General features: G+C 61.6%; 22 protein-coding genes and 1 tRNA gene. 12 read left to right on the top strand and 11 right to left on the bottom strand.

All coding sequences use genetic code 11. The features are described from left to right. Positions 1–37: 37 nt before the first annotated feature. Together VM554_14555 and VM554_14550 are read left to right on the top strand one after the other, a co-directional pair. Positions 38–114 (top strand) — tRNA-Arg (locus VM554_14555). Positions 115–236: 122 nt separating this feature from the next. Continuing rightward, positions 237–782: a DUF2911 domain-containing protein gene (locus tag VM554_14550; GenBank protein HVJ09595.1), complete on the top strand. Its 546-nt coding sequence runs from the start codon at positions 237–239 to the stop codon at positions 780–782. A gap of 89 nt (positions 783–871) precedes the next feature. On the opposite strand, the gene VM554_14545 is transcribed toward VM554_14550, so the two are convergent. From VM554_14545 to gcvT, 5 genes are all read right to left on the bottom strand, one after another. Then, positions 872–1,138 carry a hypothetical protein gene (locus tag VM554_14545; GenBank protein ID HVJ09594.1) on the bottom strand — a complete coding sequence of 89 codons (267 nt, stop codon included), beginning with the start codon at positions 1,136–1,138 and terminating at the stop codon, positions 872–874. 183 nt (positions 1,139–1,321) lie between these two features. After that, entirely contained in the window at positions 1,322–2,866 is a 1,545-nt protein-coding gene (gcvPB, locus tag VM554_14540) for an aminomethyl-transferring glycine dehydrogenase subunit GcvPB (GenBank protein ID HVJ09593.1), read from the bottom strand. Positions 2,867–2,949: 83 nt separating this feature from the next. Beyond that, positions 2,950–4,305: an aminomethyl-transferring glycine dehydrogenase subunit GcvPA gene (gene gcvPA / locus VM554_14535; protein ID HVJ09592.1), complete on the bottom strand. Its 1,356-nt coding sequence runs from the start codon at positions 4,303–4,305 to the stop codon at positions 2,950–2,952. A gap of 105 nt (positions 4,306–4,410) precedes the next feature. After that, the gene (gene gcvH, locus VM554_14530) at positions 4,411–4,794 is read right to left on the bottom strand and encodes a glycine cleavage system protein GcvH (protein ID HVJ09591.1); all 384 of its coding nucleotides are present in this window, start codon (positions 4,792–4,794) and stop codon (positions 4,411–4,413) included. A 103-nt stretch (positions 4,795–4,897) separates the two neighbouring features. Further along, positions 4,898–6,064 (bottom strand): glycine cleavage system aminomethyltransferase GcvT, encoded by a 1,167-nt coding sequence (gene gcvT, locus VM554_14525; protein ID HVJ09590.1) that lies wholly within the window; start codon positions 6,062–6,064, stop codon positions 4,898–4,900. Between the two features lie 134 nt (positions 6,065–6,198). On the opposite strand from gcvT, the gene VM554_14520 reads away from it, so the two are divergent. Beyond that, positions 6,199–6,576, top strand: a complete 378-nt coding sequence (locus VM554_14520) for a hypothetical protein (GenBank protein ID HVJ09589.1) — start codon at positions 6,199–6,201, stop codon at positions 6,574–6,576. 190 nt (positions 6,577–6,766) lie between these two features. Here the strand turns inward: VM554_14520 and VM554_14515 are convergent, their stop codons facing one another. The 3 genes from VM554_14515 to VM554_14505 all read right to left on the bottom strand — a co-directional run bounded on the left by VM554_14515 (position 6,767) and on the right by VM554_14505 (position 9,714). Continuing rightward, a complete protein-coding gene (locus tag VM554_14515; GenBank protein HVJ09588.1) occupies positions 6,767–7,354 on the bottom strand; it encodes a GNAT family N-acetyltransferase in 588 nt (195 codons plus the stop codon). A 9-nt stretch (positions 7,355–7,363) separates the two neighbouring features. After that, positions 7,364–8,950, bottom strand: coding sequence for a methylmalonyl-CoA mutase family protein (locus VM554_14510; GenBank protein ID HVJ09587.1), 1,587 nt, complete (start codon positions 8,948–8,950; stop codon positions 7,364–7,366). A gap of 191 nt (positions 8,951–9,141) precedes the next feature. After that, positions 9,142–9,714 carry a hypothetical protein gene (locus VM554_14505; GenBank protein HVJ09586.1) on the bottom strand — a complete coding sequence of 191 codons (573 nt, stop codon included), beginning with the start codon at positions 9,712–9,714 and terminating at the stop codon, positions 9,142–9,144. Positions 9,715–9,946: 232 nt separating this feature from the next. Here VM554_14505 and VM554_14500 point away from each other — a divergent pair, with 232 nt between their 5' ends. Both VM554_14500 and glgC read left to right on the top strand, forming a co-directional pair. Next, a complete protein-coding gene (locus tag VM554_14500; protein HVJ09585.1) occupies positions 9,947–10,219 on the top strand; it encodes a hypothetical protein in 273 nt (90 codons plus the stop codon). A gap of 145 nt (positions 10,220–10,364) precedes the next feature. After that, positions 10,365–11,621 carry a glucose-1-phosphate adenylyltransferase gene (gene glgC / locus VM554_14495; protein ID HVJ09584.1) on the top strand — a complete coding sequence of 419 codons (1,257 nt, stop codon included), beginning with the start codon at positions 10,365–10,367 and terminating at the stop codon, positions 11,619–11,621. Between the two features lie 246 nt (positions 11,622–11,867). On the opposite strand, the gene VM554_14490 is transcribed toward glgC, so the two are convergent. Continuing rightward, the gene (locus tag VM554_14490) at positions 11,868–12,389 is read right to left on the bottom strand and encodes a hypothetical protein (protein ID HVJ09583.1); all 522 of its coding nucleotides are present in this window, start codon (positions 12,387–12,389) and stop codon (positions 11,868–11,870) included. Positions 12,390–12,666: 277 nt separating this feature from the next. Here VM554_14490 and pncA point away from each other — a divergent pair, with 277 nt between their 5' ends. The 7 genes from pncA (at position 12,667) to VM554_14455 (ending at position 19,185) form a co-directional block, all read left to right on the top strand. Next, on the top strand, positions 12,667–13,311 hold the full coding sequence (pncA, locus tag VM554_14485; GenBank protein ID HVJ09582.1) for a bifunctional nicotinamidase/pyrazinamidase: 645 nt from the start codon (positions 12,667–12,669) through the stop codon (positions 13,309–13,311). 122 nt (positions 13,312–13,433) lie between these two features. After that, positions 13,434–13,967: a hypothetical protein gene (locus VM554_14480; GenBank protein HVJ09581.1), complete on the top strand. Its 534-nt coding sequence runs from the start codon at positions 13,434–13,436 to the stop codon at positions 13,965–13,967. A gap of 699 nt (positions 13,968–14,666) precedes the next feature. Continuing rightward, entirely contained in the window at positions 14,667–15,512 is an 846-nt protein-coding gene (locus tag VM554_14475; GenBank protein ID HVJ09580.1) for an RNA polymerase sigma factor, read from the top strand. Between the two features lies 1 nt (position 15,513). Further along, the gene (locus VM554_14470) at positions 15,514–16,389 is read left to right on the top strand and encodes an anti-sigma factor (protein ID HVJ09579.1); all 876 of its coding nucleotides are present in this window, start codon (positions 15,514–15,516) and stop codon (positions 16,387–16,389) included. Beyond that, positions 16,386–17,276, top strand: coding sequence for a DUF5668 domain-containing protein (locus tag VM554_14465; protein HVJ09578.1), 891 nt, complete (start codon positions 16,386–16,388; stop codon positions 17,274–17,276). The genes VM554_14470 and VM554_14465 overlap by 4 nt, the downstream gene beginning before the upstream one ends. Continuing rightward, positions 17,273–17,575, top strand: a complete 303-nt coding sequence (locus tag VM554_14460; protein HVJ09577.1) for a hypothetical protein — start codon at positions 17,273–17,275, stop codon at positions 17,573–17,575. The genes VM554_14465 and VM554_14460 overlap by 4 nt, the downstream gene beginning before the upstream one ends. Then, on the top strand, positions 17,572–19,185 hold the full coding sequence (locus tag VM554_14455) for a DUF4097 family beta strand repeat-containing protein (protein ID HVJ09576.1): 1,614 nt from the start codon (positions 17,572–17,574) through the stop codon (positions 19,183–19,185). Before VM554_14460 ends, VM554_14455 begins: the two co-directional genes overlap by 4 nt. Here VM554_14455 and cmk read toward each other — a convergent pair. Beyond that, positions 19,160–19,840: a (d)CMP kinase gene (gene cmk / locus VM554_14450; protein ID HVJ09575.1), complete on the bottom strand. Its 681-nt coding sequence runs from the start codon at positions 19,838–19,840 to the stop codon at positions 19,160–19,162. The two genes, VM554_14455 and cmk, sit on opposite strands and share 26 nt — an antisense overlap. Then, on the bottom strand, positions 19,837–22,302 hold the full coding sequence (locus VM554_14445) for a hypothetical protein (protein HVJ09574.1): 2,466 nt from the start codon (positions 22,300–22,302) through the stop codon (positions 19,837–19,839). Before VM554_14445 ends, cmk begins: the two co-directional genes overlap by 4 nt. Between the last annotated feature and the right edge of the window lie 40 nt (positions 22,303–22,342).

Genomic DNA, 22,342 nt, shown 5'->3' with positions numbered 1-22,342 from the left:
TGTGCGGGGAGATGCAGGCATAGTATCCTGATGTAGCGCGCCCGTAGCTCAGCTGGATAGAGTGAACGCCTCCGAAGCGTTAGGTCGCAAGTTCGAATCTTGCCGGGCGCACCATATTCATTCTCCTTCCCTTCGCTTTATTCCTTCCCAGCTCCCTTTGACAAACCGGCGCCGCGGGTTTTTGATGGATGCACTTCGTCGAAATCTGCTCCAAACACGTTCAAGGAGTACTCCGCATGATGGAACTGACACGACGCCATACGATTGCGATGCTTGGCGGACTCTTGCTCGCACTGGGAACCACGCACATTTACGCTCAACAGGCCAAGAAGCCGCTCAGCCCGCCCGCCCAGGCCTCCGTCGTACTCAAGGGCAAAACCATCACCATCGACTACAGCGCACCGTCGATGCGCGGCAGAAAGATCGCGGGTGAGCTGGTTCCCTACAACAAGGTATGGCGCACAGGCGCGAATGCCGCCACCACGCTCAAAACCCCCATTAACCTCAAGATCGGGACGCTCTCCGTTCCCGCTGGCACCTACACCATCTACTCGCTGCCCACGGCGAACGATTGCACGCTCATCATCAACAAGCAGACCGGCCAGTGGGGCACCGAGTATGACGAGAGCAAAGACCTGGGCCGCGTCGGCATGACAGCGATCACGCTGCCCGATCCTGTAGAGACCTTCGTCATCAAATTTGATCCGGTTCAAAAGGACGCGACTGAACTGCACCTGGTCTGGGAGAACACCGATCTCTCCGTCCCTGTCGTGGCCGAGTAGTCCTCGACGCGCAGCCAGCAAGCCCGCGATGGCTCTTCTTCGCGAAGAGCCGCGCCGGGCTTGCAGGCCGGCGCATCGGCCCGGCCTGTTTATTGCCTTGCTTCCCTCTCCGCGCGAATCTCTTCCATGACCGACTGAATCAGCTCCTTCGCGCCCTTGATCTCGCCCAAAACCGTCTCCAGATCAAGCGCCGGCTTGGACGGGTTGCGGCCCGAAGTGCAGTACACTCCATGCTGCCCAATCAGGATCAGCGCGTCCGTCAGCATGTCCAGCGACACGGCCAGGCGGCCCCGCGCAGCACCCATCATGAACTCGTGCTTCTCCAACTCTTCCCGCCGCTCGTCAAACACTGTCATGCCGGCCTCCTATGAAATTTCCAGTCTCATGTATTTCGTATCTATCACTGATACATATCAATTCAAGGCTGAGACAAATCAATCGCCACTCCTGGGCGATCACAAGAAAAGACGCGACCACCATCCCGGTAATCGCGCCTTTTGTTATCTTGCAGTGTCCTGTCGTGCCAACGCTGACCCGTTTTACTCCGCCTTTGGCTTCCAGCGCAGCACAGGCTTTCTTGCCGCAGCCACTTCATCCAGGCGGCGAATCCGCGTTGTGTGCGGAGCCGTCAGAATCAGCTCCGGATTCTCCTCTGCCTCGCGGGCAATCTGCTGCATCGCGTCGATGAAGAGGTCCAGTTCCTCCACCGATTCGCTCTCCGTCGGCTCGATCATCATTGCCCCGGAGACGATATGCGGAAACGAAACGGTGTATGGATGGAAGCCATAATCGATCAGCCTCTTCGCGATATCGCCCGTCTTAACGCCCTTCGCTGTCTGGCGGCGGTCGCTGAAGACCACCTCATGCAGCGTCGGTGTCTTAAAAGGCAGTTCGTAGGAATCTTCGAGGTTCTTGCGAATATAGTTCGCATTCAGCACGGCGTCTTCGGTCGTCTGCCGCAACCCATCGGGGCCATTGGCCAGGATGTACGCCAGCGCCCGCACAAACATGCCGAAGTTGCCATAGAACATGCGGACACGGCCCACCGACTGCGGCCTGTCGTAGTTCAAGCGCAGGCTGCCATCCGGCGCCGTCTCCACCACCGGAGTCGGCAGAAACGGCTCAAGAATCTTTTTGCAGGCCACTGGCCCGGACCCTGGACCACCACCCCCGTGCGGGGTGGAGAAGGTCTTGTGCAGATTCAGATGCATCACGTCCACGCCGAAATCGCCAGGGCGCGTCTTGCCCACCAGCGCGTTCATGTTCGCGCCGTCCATGTAGAGCAGCGCGCCCTTCGCATGCAGAATCTCCGCAACCTTGTGGATCTCGCTCTCAAACACGCCGATGGTGCTCGGATTGGTCAGCATCAGGGCAGCGGTATCTTCGTCCACCAGCTTTTCCAGTTCGGCCAGATCCACCATGCCAAGCGAATTCGACTTCAGATTCTGCACCTCGTAACCGCATTGCGCGGCGGTCGCTGGATTGGTGCCGTGCGCCGAATCCGGAATGAGAATCTTCTTGCGCGGATTGCCCTTCGACTCGTGATAGGCGCGCACCAGCAAGATACCGGTGAACTCGCCATGTGCGCCGGCAGCGGGCTGTAGCGTAATCGCATCCATCCCGGTGATCTCCAGCAGGCTCTCCTGCAACTGCTGGATCACCTGCAGAGCGCCCTGCGACAGCGACTCCGGCTGGTAGGGATGCGCCTCCGCGATGCCCTCGACGCGAGAGACAAATTCGTTCACTCGGGGGTTGTACTTCATGGTGCAACTGCCCAGCGGATACATGCCCAGATCGATGGCGTAGTTCCAGGTAGAAAGCCGCGTGAAGTGGCGAATGATCTCGATCTCGCTCAGCTCCGGCAGACAGCCTGCATCTTTCCGCACCGCTCCGCCCAGAACAGCCGCCGCGTCTACCTCCGGTACATCGAGCGGCGGCAGCTTGTACCCCTTCTTGCCGGGCGAGGACTTCTCAAACACCAGAGCCTCGTTCTGGCTCAGGTGCGAGGAGACCTTCTTCCGCGTGCCTTCAAATTTGCTGCCTGCACCTGCTGCCTGTTGCGCGTCTTGAATCGTCGTTGCCATCTCGTGTATGCCTCAGTGCGCTTGCGCGCGGAATGTGGATCTTCTCCGCATCCCTGTTATCTCTTCGTTACTCGTCCGTTCCCTTATGCGCGGCTCGCCGCTTCCACCTGCGCGCTGACCACCGCCGCGGCGCGATCGATCTCTTCGCGCTTGCTCAGCTCCGTGGCGCACCATAGCGTGGCGTTGCCCAGCTCGGGATACCACTTCTTCAGCGACAGCCCGCCAATGATCTTCTGCTCCAGCAGGCGCGCGTTCAGCTCGTCCACCGCTTCATCGGTCTGCAGCACGAATTCGTGGAAGCGCGGCGTGCCCGCAAACAGCAGCTTCGCTCCCGGTGCGCCGCTCAATGCCTCGGCCGCATAGTGCGCCTTCGCCAGGTTCTGCAACGCCAGCTCGCGAATCCCTTCCTTGCCGTACACCGTCAGGAAGATCGTGGCCATCAGCGCCACCAGTGCCTGATTGGTGCAGATATTCGAGGTCGCCTTCTCCCGCCGGATATGCTGCTCGCGCGTGGAGAGCGTCAGTACAAAGCCGCGACGGCCTTCGCTGTCCCTGGTTTCGCCGCACAACCGCCCCGGCATCTGCCTCACATACTTTTCTTTGGTGGCGATCACGCCGCAGTAAGGGCCGCCATAGCTGAGCGCCACGCCAAACGACTGCGCTTCCATGGAAACAATATCGGCCTCTGCAGGCGGGCGCAGAATGCCCAGCGAAACCGCCTCCGCAATCGAAACAATCAGCAGCGCGCCCTTGCTGTGCACCAGCTCTGCTATCGCGGGAATATCCTCGACTACGCCAAAGAAGTTCGGCGACTGCACCACCACGCAGGCCGTCTCTTCAGTCAGGTTCTCTGCGAGCTGGCGCATATCGATGCGGCCATCTTCGCCGTAGCCGACGCGTGTAGCCGGAAGCCCCTGGTGCTGCGCATAGGTGTGCATCACCTCGCGGTATTCCGGGTGGACCGTCGCCGCCGCCAGCACCTTGCTGCGACCGGTGATGCGAGCCGCCATCATCATCGCCTCGCCCGCACCGGTCGAGCCATCGTACATGGACGCGTTGGCGATATCCATCCCCGTCAATTCGCAGATCATCGTCTGGAATTCGAAGATTGCCTGCAGCGTGCCCTGCGTGATTTCAGCCTGGTAGGGCGTATACGAGGTGAGAAACTCACCCCGCTGCACCAGCGAGTCGATAATTACCGGGCGATAGTGCCGGTACGCACCTGCACCCAGAAAGCTGGCATATCCGTTGGCCGACTCGGCCCCCAGCGCCTTGAAGTGTTCGACTATCTCTGACTCGGCCATCTGCCGCGGAATGTTCAGATCGCGGTCCAGGCGATACTCTGCCGGGATCGTCGAAAAAAGGTCGTTGATCGATGCCGCGCCAATCTGGCGCAACATCGCTTCCCGTTCCGCAGGAGATTTCGGTAAATAACGCATCGTGTTTCCTTCTTAATGCTTCAGACTATGGCGCTCAGCGAACCCGCAAGTCCTCTGCCAGCCAATCCCTTTGCCGGCTCGCTGACCGCCTTCTTACCTTGCTCTTTAGTGTCCCGTCTCTTCGGTCACAAACTTCTCGTAATCCGCCGCGGCCAGCAACCCATCCGCCTCAGCGGGATTCGACAACTTCACCTGGATAATCCAGGATCCGTGGGCATCCGTGTTGAGCTTTTCCGGAGCCTTCACCAGTTCCTCATTCACCGCCGTCACGGTACCGCTCACCGGGGAGTAGAGATCGGATACAGCCTTCACCGACTCGACGCTCCCGAAAACCTTGCCTGCCTCAACCGAGGCGCCGACCTTGGGCATGTCCACAAAAACGATGTCGCCCAGCGAACTCTGGGCGTAATCGGTAATTCCGATTTTTCCGGTTTCTACCTCAATCCATTCATGTTCCTTGGTATAGCGGTACGTCGCGGGATATGCCATCGAATCTCTGTCTCCTTAACCTCTTGGGTGTGCACTGCGGTCTGGTGTTGAGCAGGCCGGGAATTCCTCTCCCCAGCATCCCGGTATTGCGCGTATCTCCAGTCTATGCCTGCTTTTTGGGTCGGCGGTAAAACGGCGTCGGAACCACCTTCGCTTTCACCATATTGTTGCGCACCTGCACCAGAACTTCGGTGTCCAGAGCGGAGAACGCAAGCGGCACATAGGCGAGAGCAATGTTCTTCTTAAGGAAGGGTGCAGGCGAACCGCTGGTGATCGAGCCAATCTCCTTGCCCTCCAGGGAAAACACAGCATAGCCGTCACGGCCGATTCCCCGCTCGATCATCTCCAGCCCCACCAGCTTACGCCTGGGGCCGCCCTCGGCCTTTTTCTTCGCCAGGGCATCCGAACCCACAAAGGGGCCCTTCTCCAGCTTACAGAAGCGGTCAAGCCCCGCCTCGAAGACGTCGATCGTATCGCTGATCTCGTGCCCGTAGAGCGCCATGGCGGACTCCAGCCGCAGCGTGTTGCGCGCCCCAAGCCCGCATGGCAGGATGCCGAACTCCTTGCCCGCCTCCAGCACCTCGCCCCAGACCCGGGCGCTGGTCGCCTCATCGGAGGGCACATAGATCTCGAAGCCATCCTCGCCCGTGTACCCGGTGCGCGCGATCAGCGTGTTGGGGAGGCCGCAAACCTCTCCCCATGTGAACCAATAGTTCTTGATGGCCGACAGATCCGTCTTGGTCAGCTTGGCCAGAGTCTCCGCCGCGCGCGGTCCCTGGATGGCAAGCTGGGTGTACATGTCGCTGTAGTCGCTGATGTGCGCGCCCTGGAACCGGCCCACCTGCGAACGCACCCATTGCACGTCCTTCTCCCGCGTGCCGGCGTTGATCACCAGCAGGTAGTCGTTGTCGCTCAATTTGTGCACGATCAGGTCATCCACAAAGGTTCCCTGCGGATACAGCATCGCGGAGTAGTGCGCCTGCCCCACGGCCAGCTTCGAAGCATCATTCATCGAGATGTGCTGCACCGCGGCCAGCGAACCCGGGCCGCGAAACTGAATATCCCCCATGTGGCTCACGTCAAAGAGACCGACCCCGGTGCGCACCGCCATGTGTTCCGCCACCAGGCCGGAGTATTCGACGGGCATATCCCACCCGCCAAAATCGACCATCTTCGCGCCAAGCTGGCGATGTACGGGGTTAAGTGCAGTCTTGCGCAATACAGGCGTGGGAGCGGCTGGAGTAGACAAAGCAGACCTCGAAATGGGCATAGAGAGCCTTCTTAACGTTAGCACCGCAATTTTTCTGGGGTCAATCCGCCGTCAGCCCGACATTCTCCCGCTCCCCGGACATTTCCCAGAAAGCCCTTGAGCAACCTTCGTGCCGGGGACTAGCATGGTTGGCCATGAGTGCAGAACAGGCAGCAAACCCAACGGAAATCAGGTCAGACGGCAAAGAAGCAATCGCTTTGCTGAAGAAACAACTTGTAGCTCTTGAAGAAATTGCCGAAGGCTTTTTCGGCGAGGTTCAGGACAAGGAAAGAGAGTGGACCTTCCTTTCGGAAGCACTCGTCTCAAAAATCTTTGGGCCCGACAGCCCGCAACTGGAGAAGCTCGTCAAAACCCGCAGCCTGGGAACCGCCGATGTTCAGGTGCGTTTCGGTGGGCCGGAGCACGAACGGCTCCAGCAGAACTTCGAAGAGCGCAGCCGTAAGCGCCGGACCGTGATCAAGGAGTTCATCGAGGAACTCAAGATCAGAGCCCACCTCGAAGAGAAGGAATAGCGCCCCGGCGACTCCGGCTGCCAGGGACAGGAAGTTCAGCTCATACCGCGGGCGTCTGGACTCGATTTTTCACCAGGCGCCCTGCCGGGGAGAGCTGTTTCCCAATATGCAGACACGAACACTCCGCCGCAGCCCCTTCGCACTCTGCCGCAAACCATCCCGCGAACTCTCCCGACCCTCTTAATGCCCGTTATTTTCCCAATGGCACATGATTATGGCGCATGATCGGCCGCCGGGGAGAACGGCGCGCAACCTCGACAAATCCTGCCTTCTGAAAGGCTCCGGCAAGCCCCGTCCAGACGAATGCGTCCGGCAGATCGGCGTCCAGCTCTTGCGGATAGCCCTCCACAATCGCCGCTCCCTGAGAGTGGGCAAACTCCGCAGCAGCCTGCAACAGCAATACGCTCAAGCCTTTACGGCGGAAGCCCTTTGCTACAAATAAACACGAGATGGACCATACTCTCTGCTCATCGACCGGACGCAGCACCCGCGAGCGCGCCAACGCGACATAGTGCTCTCGCGGCGCCACGGCACACCAGCCCACCGGGCGGCCCTCGCTTAAAGCCAATACACCGGGCACCGCGCCCGACTCCACCAGGCTGCGCAACGAGTCGCGATTCGCCTCACCCTTCTGCCGATTGAATTCGGCGCGGCTCAGCCTCCAGGTCATGCACCAGCAGCCACCGCACGCGCCCCGGCTGCCGAACAGCGATTCCACGTCCTTCCAGCGCTCCGGCGTTGCCGGCACAAACTCCAGCGAGGATTCTTTCGCCTGCAATCTTCCCCCTCAAACCACTACGGATTCCTGGTATTCCCCAAAGACGCTGCGCAGCGCCGTGGCCACCTCGCCGACCGTGGCATAGCTCTCCACCGCTTCCAGAATCACCGGCATCAGGTTCGCCCCCGAACGCGCCCGATCCACCACCGCCGCCAGCGCCGTGGCATGCTTCGCAGGATCGCGCCGCGCCCGCAATGCACGAACCCGCTCCACTTGCCTGCGCTCCAGGTCCTCGGCAATGCGCTGGATAGGAATCGCCGCCTCATTCTCCGTCGCAAAGCGGTTGACGCCCACCACCACGGCCTCGCCGCTATCCACACGACGCTGGTATGCATAGGCCGCGTCCTGAATCTCCTGCTGCACCCATCCCCGCTCGATCGCCCGCAGCATTCCGCCCATGGCCGCAATCCGGTCCAGATATCCGCGTACCTTCTGCTCCAACTGGCTGGTCAGCGACTCCACATAGTACGACCCCGCAACGGGATCGACCGTCTGCGCCACACCAGACTCCGATGCCAGGATCTGCTGCGTGCGCAGACCGATTCGCGCCGCCTCTTCGGTAGGAAGCGCCAGCGCCTCGTCGTAGCCGTTCGTGTGCAGAGACTGTGTGCCTCCGAGCACCGCACTCAGAGCCTGGATCGCCGTGCGGACAATGTTGTTCTCCGGCTGCTGCGCGGTCAGCGTCGATCCCGCCGTCTGCGTATGAAACCGCAACATCCACGACCGGGGATTCTTTGCTCCGAAGTGGTCCCGCATCAGGTGCGCCCACACCCGCCGCGCACAGCGGAACTTCGCAATCTCCTCAAAAAAATCATTGTGCGCATTGAAGAAGAAGCTCACCCGCCCGGCAAAGTCATCCACGCCCAGGCCCGCGTCCATAGCCGCCTGCACGTAGGTCATGCCGTTGGCCAGGGTAAAGGCGACCTCCTGCGCGGCCGTCGATCCTGCCTCGCGCATGTGGTAGCCGGAGACGGAGATCGTGTTCCACTCCGGCACCTGTTCCTTCGCCCAGGCGAACATATCCGTCACCAGCCGCATGCCATGGCGAATGGGATAGATATATGTTCCCCGCGCGATGTATTCCTTCAGGATGTCATTCTGTACCGTGCCGGAGAGTTTGCGCGTCTCCGACCCCGCCCGTCGCGCCGTCGCCACGTAGAGCGCCAGCAGAATCGACGCAGTGGCATTGATCGTCATCGAAGTCGAAATGCTGTCCAGCGGAATGCCGGCGAAGAGCCGCTCCATATCTTCGAGCGAGTCAATCGCCACCCCGACCTTGCCCACCTCGCCCAGCGCCATCGGGTCGTCGGAGTCGTAGCCGATCTGGGTCGGCAGATCGAAGGCTACCGAGAGGCCCGCGGTCCCGTTGGCCAGCAGAAACTTGTAGCGCGCGTTGCTCTCCTCCGCGTCGCCCATGCCGGCGTATTGCCGCATCGTCCAGAGCCGCCCGCGATACATTGTCGGCTGGATGCCGCGCGTAAAGGGAAACTCCCCCGGAAACCCAAGATCCCGCTCCGCATCGAAGCCTGCGGCCGCAAGCTCCGCCTGGGTATAGACCGTCTTCTCGCCCGCACCATTCCCCGCGGCTCCGCTCATTGCCGCTCCTCTCGGGCCTGCGTTTCGCCCCGGACTTCCTTTTGCTCCCGGCTCCGATCTGCCAGGAACCTCAATTGTTGTCATCCTGAGCGCAGCGAAGGATCTGCTTGCGTTCGCTCCGGGCTCAGATCTGCCAAAGAAACGGTTGCCCCGCCCCCCTGCAGCGTCATCGTACGCCAAGGCCGGGCGAATCAACTCCGCCGCTTCTTCTCTTTCCTGCGTGCGATGTAGAACGAGCTCAGCGCGAAGTAGCCAAACACCAGCGTCATCGCCACATCCAGCACAAACTTCTCGTGATCCGGCCCCGCCTTGTATTGCGCCCGGTAAACAAAGATTCCCCGGGCAAAGTAGAACGCGAATAACCCAAAGAAGACACCCGTAACCTCGGACCACAGCACGCTGGAGACGTGAGCGAAAGGCCCCCAGATCGCCTTACCGAACCGCTTCGCGCCCTCTCCCACGCCGCGCGCCTGGGCCACGACCACCGGAGCCTGCTGGCGTACGGTGCGCGTCGCCGTTTCGGCGCTCTGCCGGACCTTCTCCGCAGCCTCGCGAGATGCCGTCTCCACTCGGGAGGGCGGCGGCGGCGGCGCTGCGGGCTGGACGGCGGGCGCTAAGGGCTGGGCGGGTGCTGCTGGCTGGGCGGGTGTGGCCGAGGGCGGCGCAGCCTGCTGCTTCGCGGCAGCCTCCTGCGACGATTGGGCATGCGCATCCACACGCTCCTTCACGACGCGAGTGGCGACTCTGACCCCTATCCCCAACATCCGGCCAAACGAACTCGGTTCCACAAGAAAAGTTTAGCAGCGACCCGGCTTTCGGATTGCCCCGCTCCGACATCAGAAGTAAGGTAAGGGAATCCGCACAGACTGTCTTGAGGCATTTTTCACGACAGCCACCGAGTGGCGATCCGCTGCGCAGGCGGTGGATCGGCAGCAAAACAACACGCAAAACGTCCAAACAAGGATGTCAAACCAGGGTGTCAAAAAGGGGGCGACCTTGAACCAACGACTGCAAAGCCTGATTCAACAACTGGGCGAAGCCATACACGAATCGGTCGCCGAATCTCCGCAGATCGCGGGGGTAGTACAGGACATACGCAAGCAGGGATTCGACGTTCTGCTGATGCTGGAAGCGACCATCGGGCTCAACGAGGTAGAAGAAGAGCCTGCCGGCGCGACTGGCGACGAGAGGGGCGAGCCCTTCTCCCCGCAGGATGTCAGCTTTCTCCGGTCCCTGCGCATTGCGGTGGAAGATGGAGCAGGAGAATAACCGCAGGCTCTGGAGTTAACCAGAGCCACCGTATTGTGTTAGGATCGCTCGTCCACCGGAGCACACTGTAGTGTGTGTGCCCTCAACCCAAGGAGATTCCGGCAGCGCGGGCCGATCAGGAAGCGCGCACCAAGGGTACGGAACGATGATGAAAGACACGCTGGGAGTATTGCTGGCAGGTGGGGCGGGGGAGAGGCTCTTCCCCCTCACAAGAGATCGCGCAAAACCTGCGGTGCCGTTCGGTGGCACGTACCGCATCATCGACATCACCCTCTCCAACTGCATCAATTCCGAACTGCGCCGCGTCTACATCCTTACCCAGTACAAGGCGCTCTCCCTGAACCGCCACATCCGCGAGGGTTGGACCGGCATTGTCGCGCAGGATCTTGGCGAATTCATTGAGATCCTCCCACCCATGCAGCGCGTCAGCGCCAACTGGTACATGGGAACCGCCGACGCCGTCTATCAGAACATCTACTCCATCGGCGCCGAGCAGCCAAAATACGTGCTCATCCTCTCCGGTGACCACATCTACAAAATGCACTATGGCAAGATGCTGCAGCAGCATAAGGACTCAGGCGCCGACGTCACCCTGGCCACGCTGCAGATCGATCCCTCCGAGGTCTCCCGCTTCGGCGTCGTGGAAGTGGCCCGCAATGGTGACGTCACCGGCTTCCATGAGAAGCCCAAGGAGACAAGCGTCCGCTCCGCCTTCCACCCCGATAAGGTTGACGCCTCCATGGGCATCTACATCTTCAACACCGATGTCCTGCTGCCGGCCTTGATGAAGGACGCCGAAGACCCCTCCTCGAAGCACGACTTCGGGCATAACATCCTGCCCGCCATCCTCGGCAAGTACAAGCTGATGGCCTACAACTTCGTCGACGAAAATCGCCAGGATGCGCTCTACTGGCGCGACGTGGGAACGCTCGACGCCTACTACGACGCCAACATGGATGTCGCCGCCGTCTCCCCCATATTCAACCTCTATGACCATGCCTGGCCCATGCGCACACGGCAGCGGCAGTATCCCCCGGCAAAGTTCGTCTTCGGCGAACCGGGCCGCTCCGGCATGGCCATCAATTCGGTCATCTCCGCCGGTTGCGTCATCTCCGGCGCCGTGGTGCGCAACAGCGTCCTTTCGCAGGATGTGCGCGTCAACTCCTACGCCGAGATCGACTCCAGCATCATCTTCACCCACGTCAACATAGGACGTCACTGCCGCATCCGGAACGCGATCATCGACCGCGATGTCCATCTGCCGGAAGGCACGGTGATCGGCTATGACCACAACGAAGACAAGCGGACCCATTTCGTCACCCCATCGGGATTGACGGTCGTCACTCGCGATTACTCTCTTTATGAGAATCCCGTCGCCGCGGATTTCCTCCGGCAGGGATAAAGCCTCCGCGGCTCTCGATGGCTCTGGACGATCTCTTCTCAAGCAAGCGGCCTGGAGGATTCCTCCAGGCCGCATCATCGCCGCGCAGTTCTTGCGGTCAAGGCCGCGATCCTTGTCATCCTGGCAAAGCGAAGGATCTGTTATTGCCCGCCGCACAGCTACGATTTATCGCGTCTTTCTTGCAGAAAAAGGACGAGATGGCCCTCGGCCACCTCGTCCTTTGTGCATCGGTGTGGAAGAGTGTTCCTACCGCCCGGACAATGCCCCGATCATGTCTACTGCATCCATGATCACGCGCGTCCGGCGGTCATACACCACGGCATATCCATCCACGTAGCCGCGCTCGCAATAAGCGGGAACCGGAGGAAGCTGCTGCACGAGAACCATGGGCATCGGCTGAAAGCGCTTCTGCCAGCCGGGAGGCAGCGTTCCGGTGCGGTAATACTTCTTGCGCAGGCCTGGGGGCAGGTCCCGCGGCCCGCTATAGTACTGCTGCAGCATCCCGTAATCCGAGTCGCGGAAGTAGCGCCCGCCACCGTGACCGTGACCATTGCCATGCTCCCCTTGCCCCTGGCCCTCGGAATTCCCACGACCATTTCCATGACCATTCCCGTGGTCATAGCCCTGATCATTGCCTTCACTATTTCCGTGGCCATTGCCCCCACCATTGCCGTGGCCATTGCCATGTTGGGCCATAGCCACTGGTCCCATAAGAAAGCCGGGCACAAAAGCGATAAGTAGCAGTACCAAAAACAATCTCTGTTTCATTCTTCTCCTTGGCGGCAGCTACGAGCCGTAGTCCGTTTCGCAACAACAACTTTGTTAGATGCGCCTCTACTGGATGCGCCCTAATGTATACCCGAGAATACCTCTCCAGTTGCTTCTGTCTGCACCCGAACGACAATTACAGAATTCTGAAGCGGGAGCGGCGGTCCGCGCCATGCCCCGATTTGGTGAGTCTCCCCAAAGGCTCGAGGCAACCCCAGAATACCCCGGACCATCCTTCCTCGCTTCGGTACACTGAGCCAGAGACGGAAGACCATACATGCCAATCACTCTGACAGAGAACGATGTGCTGCTCATTGTCGATGTGCAGAACGACTTCTGTGAGGGAGGCGCGCTTGCCGTTCCCCGGGGAGAAGAGGTTGTCGACCTCATCAACCGTATCGCGCCTCTCTTTCGTCACGCGGTTGTCACCCAGGACTGGCACCCCGAAGGTCACCTCTCCTTTGCCTCCAGCCATCCCGGCAAGGCTGCCTACCAGACCATCCAGGCTCCCTATGGAGAGCAGATCCTCTGGCCAGATCATTGCGTGCAGGGCAGTTACGGAGCGGAGTTCCACGCAAAGCTTGCGGTGCCCTCTGCCGCGATGATCCTGCGCAAGGGGTTTCACCGCGCCATCGACTCCTATTCCGCCTTCCGGGAGAACGACCGGCAGACGCACACCGGGCTCTCCCACTACCTTGCAGAGCATGGCCTGGAGCGCGTTTTTCTCGCCGGTTTGGCCTACGATTACTGTGTTCGCTTTTCCGCTCTGGATGCCAGACACGCGGGATTTGAAGCCGTTGTCATCGAGGACGCCTGCCGTGCCATCGGCCTCCCCGGCTCGGTCGAGGCCACCCGGCGCGATTTCGCCAGCCAGGGAATCCACTCGATCGCCAGCCGGGACTTACGGAATTTGATCCTCTGACGGTTGCAATTGGATGCGGCAGGAGAGACTTTTTCCGGATTTGAAATTTCGGAGATTTTTTCCGCAACTACGACAAATGCCTTGGGTTATTTTTTGTAAGTCACCCAAGGAGGGGACGCACGATGAAACCAGGACTCGCTGTAAAACCAGGATTAATGATTGCTATTTTGGCACTGTCGTCCTTCGCGCTGGCACAGCACGGGCGTGGCGGCGGAGCGTCGATGGGCGGCGGAGGAGGGATGGGCGCCTCCGGAGAACGCGGAGCTGGCGTGGGTGCCAGTGCGAGCGGAGGAATGGATGCCGGGACTGGCCGGGCTGGTTCAGCCAACGCCGGACGCACGGAGATGGGCCGTACGCCGTCGGAGATCCTTTCCAACAACACGAAGCTCTCCAGCAATCTCGATAAGTTGCTGCCACAGGGAACGACCGCGCAGCAGGCCTGCTCCGGGTTTAAGAACGTAGGCCAGTGCGCCGCGGCCATTCATGTTTCGCACAACCTTGATATCCCGTTCGCCGATCTCAAGTCGAAGGTTACCGGCTCAAACTCCGTCTCCCTCGGCAGTGCGATCAAGGATCTCAAACCCAACGTGGACGTCAAACCCGAATTGAAGAAGGCGAAGCACCAGGCTGAGCAGGATGTAAATAGCAACTCATAAAGCCGATGGCACGCTTGTCATCCGGAGCGCCGCGAAGGATCTGCTGTGCCCTCGCGCCGCATTCCGACTCTGGTTTCCCCCGCTGAAACGGGCTGGCCTATGCCGGCCCGTTTCCTGCCTGCCGGGATGGCTCTTTCCTCGTAAAGCAGGTTGGCCGCGACGAGTTGCTCATTGCCCGACTTGGCAAGGGGTGCACCGCGGCGGAGTAAAGCAGGTCCTTCGCTTCGCTCAGGATGACAAAAAAGAAGAGGGGTTCAGGATGAAAAAGAAGAGGGGCTCAGGATGACAAAAAAGAGTGTGCTTAGGATGACAAGTACGGGCGAGACTCATCAGGGCGGACTGAGTCCCCAACCCTGTCATCCGGAACCTCTGCGTTGTCATCCCTGAGCCCCCTTGCGTTGTCATCCCTGAGCCCCCTTGCGTTGTCATCCTGAGCACTTCCACTTTGTCATCCCGCGAGTACGCTTTTTTATTGTCATCCTGAGCGAAGCGAAGGACCTGCTTTACCACCCCACCCTTGTCCCACGGCACCACAGTCGTCCCCTACGCACACACATCCGAGCGAAGCGAAGCTCCCCCCGAAATCAACTTAATCCTTTTACTGAAGTGCCGCTCCTGGGAATTTGCTGCATAATCTTCTCTGTCTGGAACCGCGGAGACATTTCTGCCGTATCTGGCAGTATGCGCACGACGGGCTCAATGACGTGGAATGCATTTGGGATCCAGTTACCCAATGGCCCTGTGCTCGCCCACTCGCAGAAGCGCCCCGCTCTGAATCGCGTCGAGCCGTTTGTCGCCGGCTACGAATCCGGGCGCGCAGACAAAGCCAGCGGTTCCCGCCAGATCGTCCTTCGGGAGAGTCTTTACCCAGGCCGACTGTCCACGTCAGCAATCACAGCGGCGGGGAGCGCGGTCGGAGAGCGGCATGCGGGCGAGAGATTCGAGGAACGGCGTTTGGAACCAGATTGGAATGTCGTTGTAGGGCGTTGCCTCGGTGGAGACTCGATGGCCTGGACCGAACTGGTCCGCGCACATCATCGCCGCGTCTACAGCCTTTGCTATCGATTCACCGGCTGCCCCCAGGACTCCGAAGACCTGACCCAGGACGTATTTCTCAAGATCTACGCCAATCTCCACACTTTTGACGGTACCCGCGGCAGCTTCCAGGTCTGGATCGCCACCCTCACCCGCAATCTTCTCGTCGATCACTTCCGGCGCAGCCGCCAGCAGCGGGCCACCGATTCCATTGACGCCGGCTGGGACGACCCCGAGCAGACGCACGTCGCCGAGCGGCTCACCGACTCACGTCCAAGCCCACACGAAAATGCAGCCGCGCAGGAGCTGCAGAAAATGGTGCAACAGGCGTTAACCCAGATCTCCCCGGAGCTGCGGGAGGCCGTCATTCTGCGCGACCTTCAGGACCTTGACTATAAGGAAATTGCCCAGGTACTTCATATTCCGGAAGGCACAGTGAAATCACGCATCAGCCGCGGACGTGCGGAACTAGCACGCTTGCTGGAACGTAATAAGAAACAGGTGGTTTGAGATGTCCGACCGTACTCCATTCGAATCGAATCCGCGCAAGCTCCGGTGTGAGGAGTGGGAAGCCCTGCTAGCTGACGCGCTCGATGGCGCTTTGACCACCCGCGATCAAGCCAGTTTTGAGCGGCATGCCGCCGAGTGCCCGCTGTGCGTCACCATGCTGGCAGAGGCGCAAAAGGGCCAGCAGTGGCTCCAGTTCCTCCACCCCGAGCCGCCCATCCCTGCGGACCTGCTGCAGCGCATTCTTGTCAAAACTGCGGGCACAGCCGCGTTAGGCGCGGACCCGGCAACTTCGCCTGCCCTGCCGCTTCCGGCAGCAGTGCACCACCGCACTCCGGCATGGCAGCGCTTCTCGCTCCCGGCAGGCGTGCGCCGTTATATCGAGCCGCGCATGATGATGACCGCGGCGATGGCTTTCTTCTCGATTGCCATGACCCTGAACCTGGCAGGTGTCCGTTTGACCGCTCTGCGGGGACAGGACCTGCGCCCCTCGGCAATGTTCTCCAACCTGGAGCGCCAGTTCTACACCGCCAAGGCTCCTGTGGTCCGTTATTACGAGAATCTCCGCGTCGTCTACGAGGTCGAGTCCAGGATGCGCGAATTGCGCCGGACCACCGAGAGCGACGAGACCAAGACTCCACCGCAGACGGAGCAGCAGAAGGCTCCGGCGGCGAATGAAAACGGAGGCAGCGCCCGCAAGAACGGCGGGAAGTCAGAGACTCCGCGTACCGTCACCCCCCCTGCCAGCTTTGCCGGTCGGCCCATCGAAGCCCGCCTGCAGGACTTACCGGAGGGCCACAACCGGCTCTATACCCATGAAGTGCAGCAAAACAGTTTGTTCCCCCCAAGAGCAGACCAGGCAGAAAGGAGCTTGGCATGAACTGCGCAAACCATCCTGAAACACCTGTAGAAGCTTACTGCCAGTTGTGTGGCAAGGCCCTGTGTTCGCAGTGTGTGCATTCCATCAGCGGCATTGTTGCCTGCGAGTCGTGCATCGCAGCCCGGTTAGGTGTTGCCGGCAACGCGAAAGAGAGCGCAGGCAAAGCTCCCTATCCGGCGACCGGCCCTTTGCCGCCAGCCTATAACGGCGACGCGAAACCTATGCTGGCCGGCTTCCTGGGATTCATTCCGGGCGTGGGAGCGATGTACAACGGTCAGTTCGTCAAAGCGCTGGTCCACGTGTTGATCTTCGCCATTCTGATCTCCATTTCCAATCAGAACGGAATCTTCGGCTTGTTCATCGCCGCCTGGGTCTTTTACCAGATATTCGACGCCTACCAGACCGCCAAGGCGCGGCGCGATGGCCTGCCGCTGCCCGATCCCTTCGGACTGAACGACCTCGGCGCCCGGCTTGGCTTGCATCCGGCGCAAGCAGCCATTCCCGTTCCGCCGGCCACTTATGCTCCAGTTCCTCCGGCTAGTTATACCCCGCCAGCCACTGCTCCCGGCGATGCCGGATATCCTCAGGCAACGGCGCAGAGCCCCTACGACTCCGCGGCTTACCAGGTAGCCGGGTATGCTCCGCCGCCACCGCAAACGCCTTACGAGGCGTATCCTCCGCCGATCCCTCCGGTTCTGCCGCCGCGCAGGCCCGAGCCGGTCGGCGCCATTGTCCTCATCGGCCTGGGGGTCCTGTTCCTGCTTAGCTCCCTTGGCATCTTCAGCATGCACTGGATCGGTCACGGCTGGCCTATTTTCCTCATCGCCCTGGGCGGCTGGCTCATCTACCGGAGAACTCGTGACGTACCAGATGGAGGCACAAAATGAACCGCTATGCCATCCTCTGCCGTCTCACCGGACCCGCATTGCTGCTGCTGACGGGCGTTCTGGCCCTGCTTGCACAGGCGCATATTCTCCCCTGGCATAAGAGCTGGCCGCTGTACCTTATCACCCTGGGCGTGCTCAAGCTGCTGCAGCGTTCGGCGCTCTGCGAGATCGAGCCGGGGGACTACCCTGGCTACCCTGGAACAACACCGCCTCCGCAGCCGCCTGCCAGTACCTCGAGCACGACCTCGATTGTCCCGTCCTCTGGCTCACAGTCCGATGCCAGTGAATGGAGGCCATGATGGCAACCCTTCCTCCTCCCTACTCTCCGCAGGATGCGCGCCGCCGCGCTCGCGAAGCCTGGCGCTCGCAGGCAGCCGCGCAACGCGCCGCCATTCGCGCCCAGCGCAATTACTGGCGCGCCATGCAACGGCCCTCCATCGCCGGCCCTGTTGTTCTGATCGTGATCGGCATCGTCGCCCTGCTGCTGGCTACCGGCAAGATCGATGGCCCGACCTTCTGGATGGCCTATCACCGCTGGTGGCCGCTGCTCTTCATTCTGGTGGGATCGATTCTGCTGGGGGAGTGGTTCCTCGACCGCAATCGGCCGCATCCCGTTCGCCGCTCCGCCGGTGGAGTTGTCTTCCTTCTCATTCTTGCCGCGCTCGCTGGAGGCGCGACCTGGGCGCATTGGAACTGGGGCCCCCTGCATGACGAGTTCTCCGGCCAGGATGGCGAATTTTTCCACTTCATGGGCGCGGAGCACGCGAACGATACCCAACTGGATCTCGATATTCCCGCATCGCCCCAGGTGCAGGTGCAGAATCCGCGCGGCGATATCACCATAACCCCATCCGCCGATGCCCGCCTGCATGTCCGCTCGCACGAGACGGCCTATACCAACTCCGAGGACGACGCACGGCGCTTTCTCCAGTCGCTGGCTCCAAAGGTAACTGTCTCTGGTACAAATGTGGTCGTGCACGTGGATGGCAACGCAAATGGCAAGTCCGACGTCACCCTCGAACTGCCTCCTGCCGCATCGGCTGACGTCAACGCCGGGCACGGAGACATCAACATCGAAGGGCTGAAGGGGAGCGTCAACGTAGCCTCGGGACACGGCGACATCAAGTTCGAGAGCCTGGGAGGAACCGCGCATGCCCGCGTGAGCCGGGGCAACTTCTCCGCGCACGATGTTCGCGGCGATCTCTCCGTCGATGGGCGCATGGAAGACGTCACGCTGTCGGAGATCCGCGGCAAGGTGCTGCTGGATGGCGACTTCTTCGGTTCTACGCACCTCGAACGCATCGAGGCGCCGCTGCACTTCCACTCCAGCCGTACCGACTTTGAGGCCGCCCGCATAGCCGGCGATATGACGATGGACTCCAGCGACCTGCATCTGCAGCAGGCACAAGGGCCCATCAAGATCGTGACCCGCTCCAAGTCCATCGACTGCAGCCAGGTCTTTGGCGACATCCACATCGAGAATTCCAATGACGATGTCAACGTCACTCCCGGAGCACCGCTGGGGAATATCTGGATCAATAACCGCAACGGCTCCATCAACCTGGGACTGCCGCCGGGTGCCGGTTTTTCGATCGACGGCCACGCCAACAATGGGGAAATCTCTACCGATTTTCCGCTGAACCAGACCGGCAGCAACTCCTCCCACTCCCTTACCGGCGAAGTTGGAAAGGGCGGACCGCGGATTACCTTAATGTCGAGTCAGGGTGATATTCACCTGAAGAAGGGTGATCTGATTCCAGGGCTGCCGCCGATTCCGCCGCTGCCGCCTATGCCTTCGGCGAACAGCTTGCCCGTCTTTCCCAAGATGCCCAAGGCTCCCACGCCACCCGGCCCAATCCGGCACCTGCGGCAACCGCCCGGCGTCAGCGAGCAGCCAGCCGTTCAGTAATCAAGGCCTCCGCGAGGGCGACAACCTCGTCCAGCGGCAGGTTGGTTGAGTCGATGACCACTGCATCGGCAGCAGGGCGGAGAGGAGACTGGACACGAGTCCGGTCCCTCTCATCCCGCTGCTGAATCTCGCGCAGCACAGCCGCCTGCTGCGTCTCACCGGAAGGGCCAAGCTGCTGATACCGCCGCTCTCCACGGGCCTCGGGTGAGGCATCCAGAAAAATCTTTACATCCGCCCCGGGAAAGACCTCGGTTCCGATATCGCGGCCTTCCATGACTACGCCGCCCATCTCCCCCAGCTTTCGTTGCATGGCCACCATCCAGTGGCGGACCGCGGGGTGAACGCTCACGCGCGAGGCAGCCTCGGTAACGTCCTTCTGCCGGATGCGCTCGGTCACGTCTCGGCCATCCAGAAAGACTCGATTGCCACCAGCCCCGGACTGCAGGCGGATCGTGGTGCTCCCGGTCAACCGTTCGAGCTCCGCCGATTGATCGACTGGAATGCCCTTCTCCAGCGCCGCCAGGGCAAACGCCCGATACATCGCGCCCGTCTCCAGATTGAGAAGTCCGAACCGGCTGGCAAGCCGCGCCGCCAGAGTGCTCTTTCCCGCTCCCGCCGGACCGTCAATCGCAACAATTAAGTGCTTGCCTGTCATTCAGTTCGCTTCTTCCTTGGGGGATAATCTCCGGGACCGCGCTTCTTCGTGCCAAATCCTCCGGGCCTTCCTCCCGCAGTCTTACCACCTGGAGTTCTGCCGCCCGGCCTTGGTTTAAAGCCAGCCTTGCCGCCGGACTTCCCGGCTGGTGGCCGCGCTCCAAAGGTCCGTGGCCGACGCTCACCCTCCCCGCCAGCCGGGCGCCTACGCTCGAAGCCGCCTTCCGGTCTCGATCCGCCGCTTTCAGGTCCCGTTCCAAAGCTCCTTGGCCGTGCCGGACGCTCCCTGCCCTCTGCCCATGGCTTTGTGTAAGAAGGCCGTGCCGCACCGCCGCCCTCGCGCCGTGGAGCAAACTTGCCCCCACCCGGCTTGGCGTACGGACGCGATGCTCCTGCGCCACGGCTGGGCCCTGTTCCCGGCCTTGCCCCGGGCTTGGCGCCGAACCTTGTTCCGGGTCTTGTTCCGCCAGCCGGAGGACGCGAGCCGCGCGAGCCAAAGGATGTCTTCGGACCGCCACTCCGCGACGGTCCCCTGCCCGAGGCTCCCGCAAATCCCCCTTCACGCCGCGCTGGACGCTCCTCGCGCCCATCTCCAGCGCCGGTGCGAGGAACCCAGCGGCCCTTCTTCGCGCTTCCTGCTCCTTCACCTGCGACGGCGCCCGGCGTGCGGCGAGGTCCAAACTTGCCGCCTGCACTCTTCGGATAGCTGGGACGATCCCCTGCCGGACGACCGGCGCTCCCAAAACTGGGGCGACCGCCCGGGCGACTGCTGGGACGACCGCCTGGGCGATCCATACCCGGACCACGGCCCGCCGGAGCGAAGCGCCTCTTCTCTCCCGGCTCCGCGCTCTTGCTAAAGGTACGTCCTCCCGGAGAACCTCCTGGCCTGCCCGTCGCGCGCGGTCCCGAGGGTCTTGCGCCGAAACCGCCAGCTGCGGGTGGCCGCGAGCCAAACGATGGTCGCGCACTACCAGGTCTTGCAGCACCAAACGATGGTCTTGCACCGCCAGGTCTTGCATTACCGGGTCTTGCACTACCAGGTCTTGCATTACCGGGTCTTGCACTACCAGGTCTTGCACCGCCAAACGATGGTCTTGCACTGCTGGGCCTTGCACCGCTGAATCTACTACTACCGGGTCTTGCACCGAAGGACGGACGACGGCCTTCCGCCGGAGCCCCACCCTCTTGCTGCCGCGGAGCGAACTTGCCTGCTGGCCTTCCTGCTGGCCTGGAGAAGCCTCCCTCACGCGGCGTCCACTGCTTCCGCTCTCCCTCTGCACCCGCGCGCCGTGGCGCTCCTGCGCCTTCCCGACGCGGCATACCGCCCGGCGCACGTCCAGGTCCACGTCCCGATCCTGGTCCAGATCCCGGCCCACGCCGAGCCGCGAATTTCTCCCCCTCCGGCCTGCTGCCGCGAGATTCCTCCCGGGCCGTGTCGCCCATGGAAGAACGTCGCGCCCCTGGCGGCGGAGGCACACTCGAATCCCGCTTCCAGCGCAGCGGATCGGGTCCTGTGACCGGGCGCCGGGTATAGATCCGGATTCTCGATCCTGCCTCACCCGAAGCCGCACCTTCCACCGCAGGCTGCGGCGCAGGCTCCTCAGCCGCTACCGGCTCCTCAAACTCCGGCAGAGTCCCTTCCACATAGAGCAGTGGCTGTGCATCGAGCGAGTACGTCGCCAGTTGCCGCGTCGCGCTCAGGCCGCGGATCACCTCGCGGACCTTGCTGCGTGAGGCCAGCGGCGACAAAAAGACCTCCGCCTCCTCGCTGGTGGCCGCCACCGACGACTGCAAATAGCGCGCCAGCAGCACCGAGAGAGCGGTGACCAGCGAAGTAGCCGTGCCGCCCGCCAATGCCTTTTGGTGGCGCGTCTTCAAAGCCTCCCAGGTGGCAGGTTCGCCGCTCGCGCCGGGCAGCAGGATCACGCGCATTCCGCTCCACAACTCATTCAGGGCGCGCAGCACGGCTGCCTCTGTCAGCTCCTTGCCCAGTGCCTCGCGAATCTCGATCGCCGTCTGGACGCCGGTGCGCTCAATCGTCTTCCACACCTCCAGCACCAGCGGAGAAACCCGCCCCGTGCCCGTGGTTGCCGGATCGTGCTTCCAGTCCCTGTCGCCGCGCAAGGCGAAGACGTAGGGCAAAAACTCCGGTGTTACCAGGAAGTCGGGCTGCTCCCCCACCATACCCAGCAGGTTCAGAGCAATTACGTCGCCTGCGTCTATCAGCCGGGCCAGCAGTTCCGTAGCCGCCTCAATCGCCTCCCGCGGGGGAGTGGCGTTCGGCGTGCCAAGGCATGCCTCCACAAAGGAGGGTGCCGGAGCCGGCAATTGCATCTTCCGCGGCAGAAACAGGCAGATGCCCGTCTCCTGCAGCCATTCCCGTGCGGCCTCGAGCGTAAGGAGAGCCTCGCCGTTTTGTCGCCAGCGTTCAGCGCGTGTTGCCTGGAGTTGCTCTCGTGTCAATGGGGTTCTCTCTTGCCGCGCGCCGGAGTTCTTTGGAAAA

Origin of the sequence: Acidisarcina sp. (genome assembly GCA_035539175.1) — a bacterium.
Taxonomy (GTDB): domain Bacteria; phylum Acidobacteriota; class Terriglobia; order Terriglobales; family Acidobacteriaceae; genus JANXZS01.
This window is presented reverse-complemented; position numbering and strand designations above follow the sequence as displayed.

Coding starts and splice junctions, on each gene's coding strand:
- VM554_14550 (HVJ09595.1), top strand. CDS start 237: ATGATGGAACTGACACGACGCCATACGATTGCGATGCTTGGCGGACTC.
- VM554_14545 (HVJ09594.1), bottom strand. CDS start 1,138: ATGACAGTGTTTGACGAGCGGCGGGAAGAGTTGGAGAAGCACGAGTTC.
- gcvPB (HVJ09593.1), bottom strand. CDS start 2,866: ATGGCAACGACGATTCAAGACGCGCAACAGGCAGCAGGTGCAGGCAGC.
- gcvPA (HVJ09592.1), bottom strand. CDS start 4,305: ATGCGTTATTTACCGAAATCTCCTGCGGAACGGGAAGCGATGTTGCGC.
- gcvH (HVJ09591.1), bottom strand. CDS start 4,794: ATGGCATATCCCGCGACGTACCGCTATACCAAGGAACATGAATGGATT.
- gcvT (HVJ09590.1), bottom strand. CDS start 6,064: ATGCCCATTTCGAGGTCTGCTTTGTCTACTCCAGCCGCTCCCACGCCT.
- VM554_14520 (HVJ09589.1), top strand. CDS start 6,199: ATGAGTGCAGAACAGGCAGCAAACCCAACGGAAATCAGGTCAGACGGC.
- VM554_14510 (HVJ09587.1), bottom strand. CDS start 8,950: ATGAGCGGAGCCGCGGGGAATGGTGCGGGCGAGAAGACGGTCTATACC.
- VM554_14505 (HVJ09586.1), bottom strand. CDS start 9,714: ATGTTGGGGATAGGGGTCAGAGTCGCCACTCGCGTCGTGAAGGAGCGT.
- glgC (HVJ09584.1), top strand. CDS start 10,365: ATGATGAAAGACACGCTGGGAGTATTGCTGGCAGGTGGGGCGGGGGAG.
- VM554_14490 (HVJ09583.1), bottom strand. CDS start 12,389: ATGAAACAGAGATTGTTTTTGGTACTGCTACTTATCGCTTTTGTGCCC.
- pncA (HVJ09582.1), top strand. CDS start 12,667: ATGCCAATCACTCTGACAGAGAACGATGTGCTGCTCATTGTCGATGTG.
- VM554_14480 (HVJ09581.1), top strand. CDS start 13,434: ATGAAACCAGGACTCGCTGTAAAACCAGGATTAATGATTGCTATTTTG.
- VM554_14475 (HVJ09580.1), top strand. CDS start 14,667: ATGACGTGGAATGCATTTGGGATCCAGTTACCCAATGGCCCTGTGCTC.
- VM554_14470 (HVJ09579.1), top strand. CDS start 15,514: ATGTCCGACCGTACTCCATTCGAATCGAATCCGCGCAAGCTCCGGTGT.
- VM554_14465 (HVJ09578.1), top strand. CDS start 16,386: ATGAACTGCGCAAACCATCCTGAAACACCTGTAGAAGCTTACTGCCAG.
- VM554_14460 (HVJ09577.1), top strand. CDS start 17,273: ATGAACCGCTATGCCATCCTCTGCCGTCTCACCGGACCCGCATTGCTG.
- VM554_14455 (HVJ09576.1), top strand. CDS start 17,572: ATGATGGCAACCCTTCCTCCTCCCTACTCTCCGCAGGATGCGCGCCGC.
- cmk (HVJ09575.1), bottom strand. CDS start 19,840: ATGACAGGCAAGCACTTAATTGTTGCGATTGACGGTCCGGCGGGAGCG.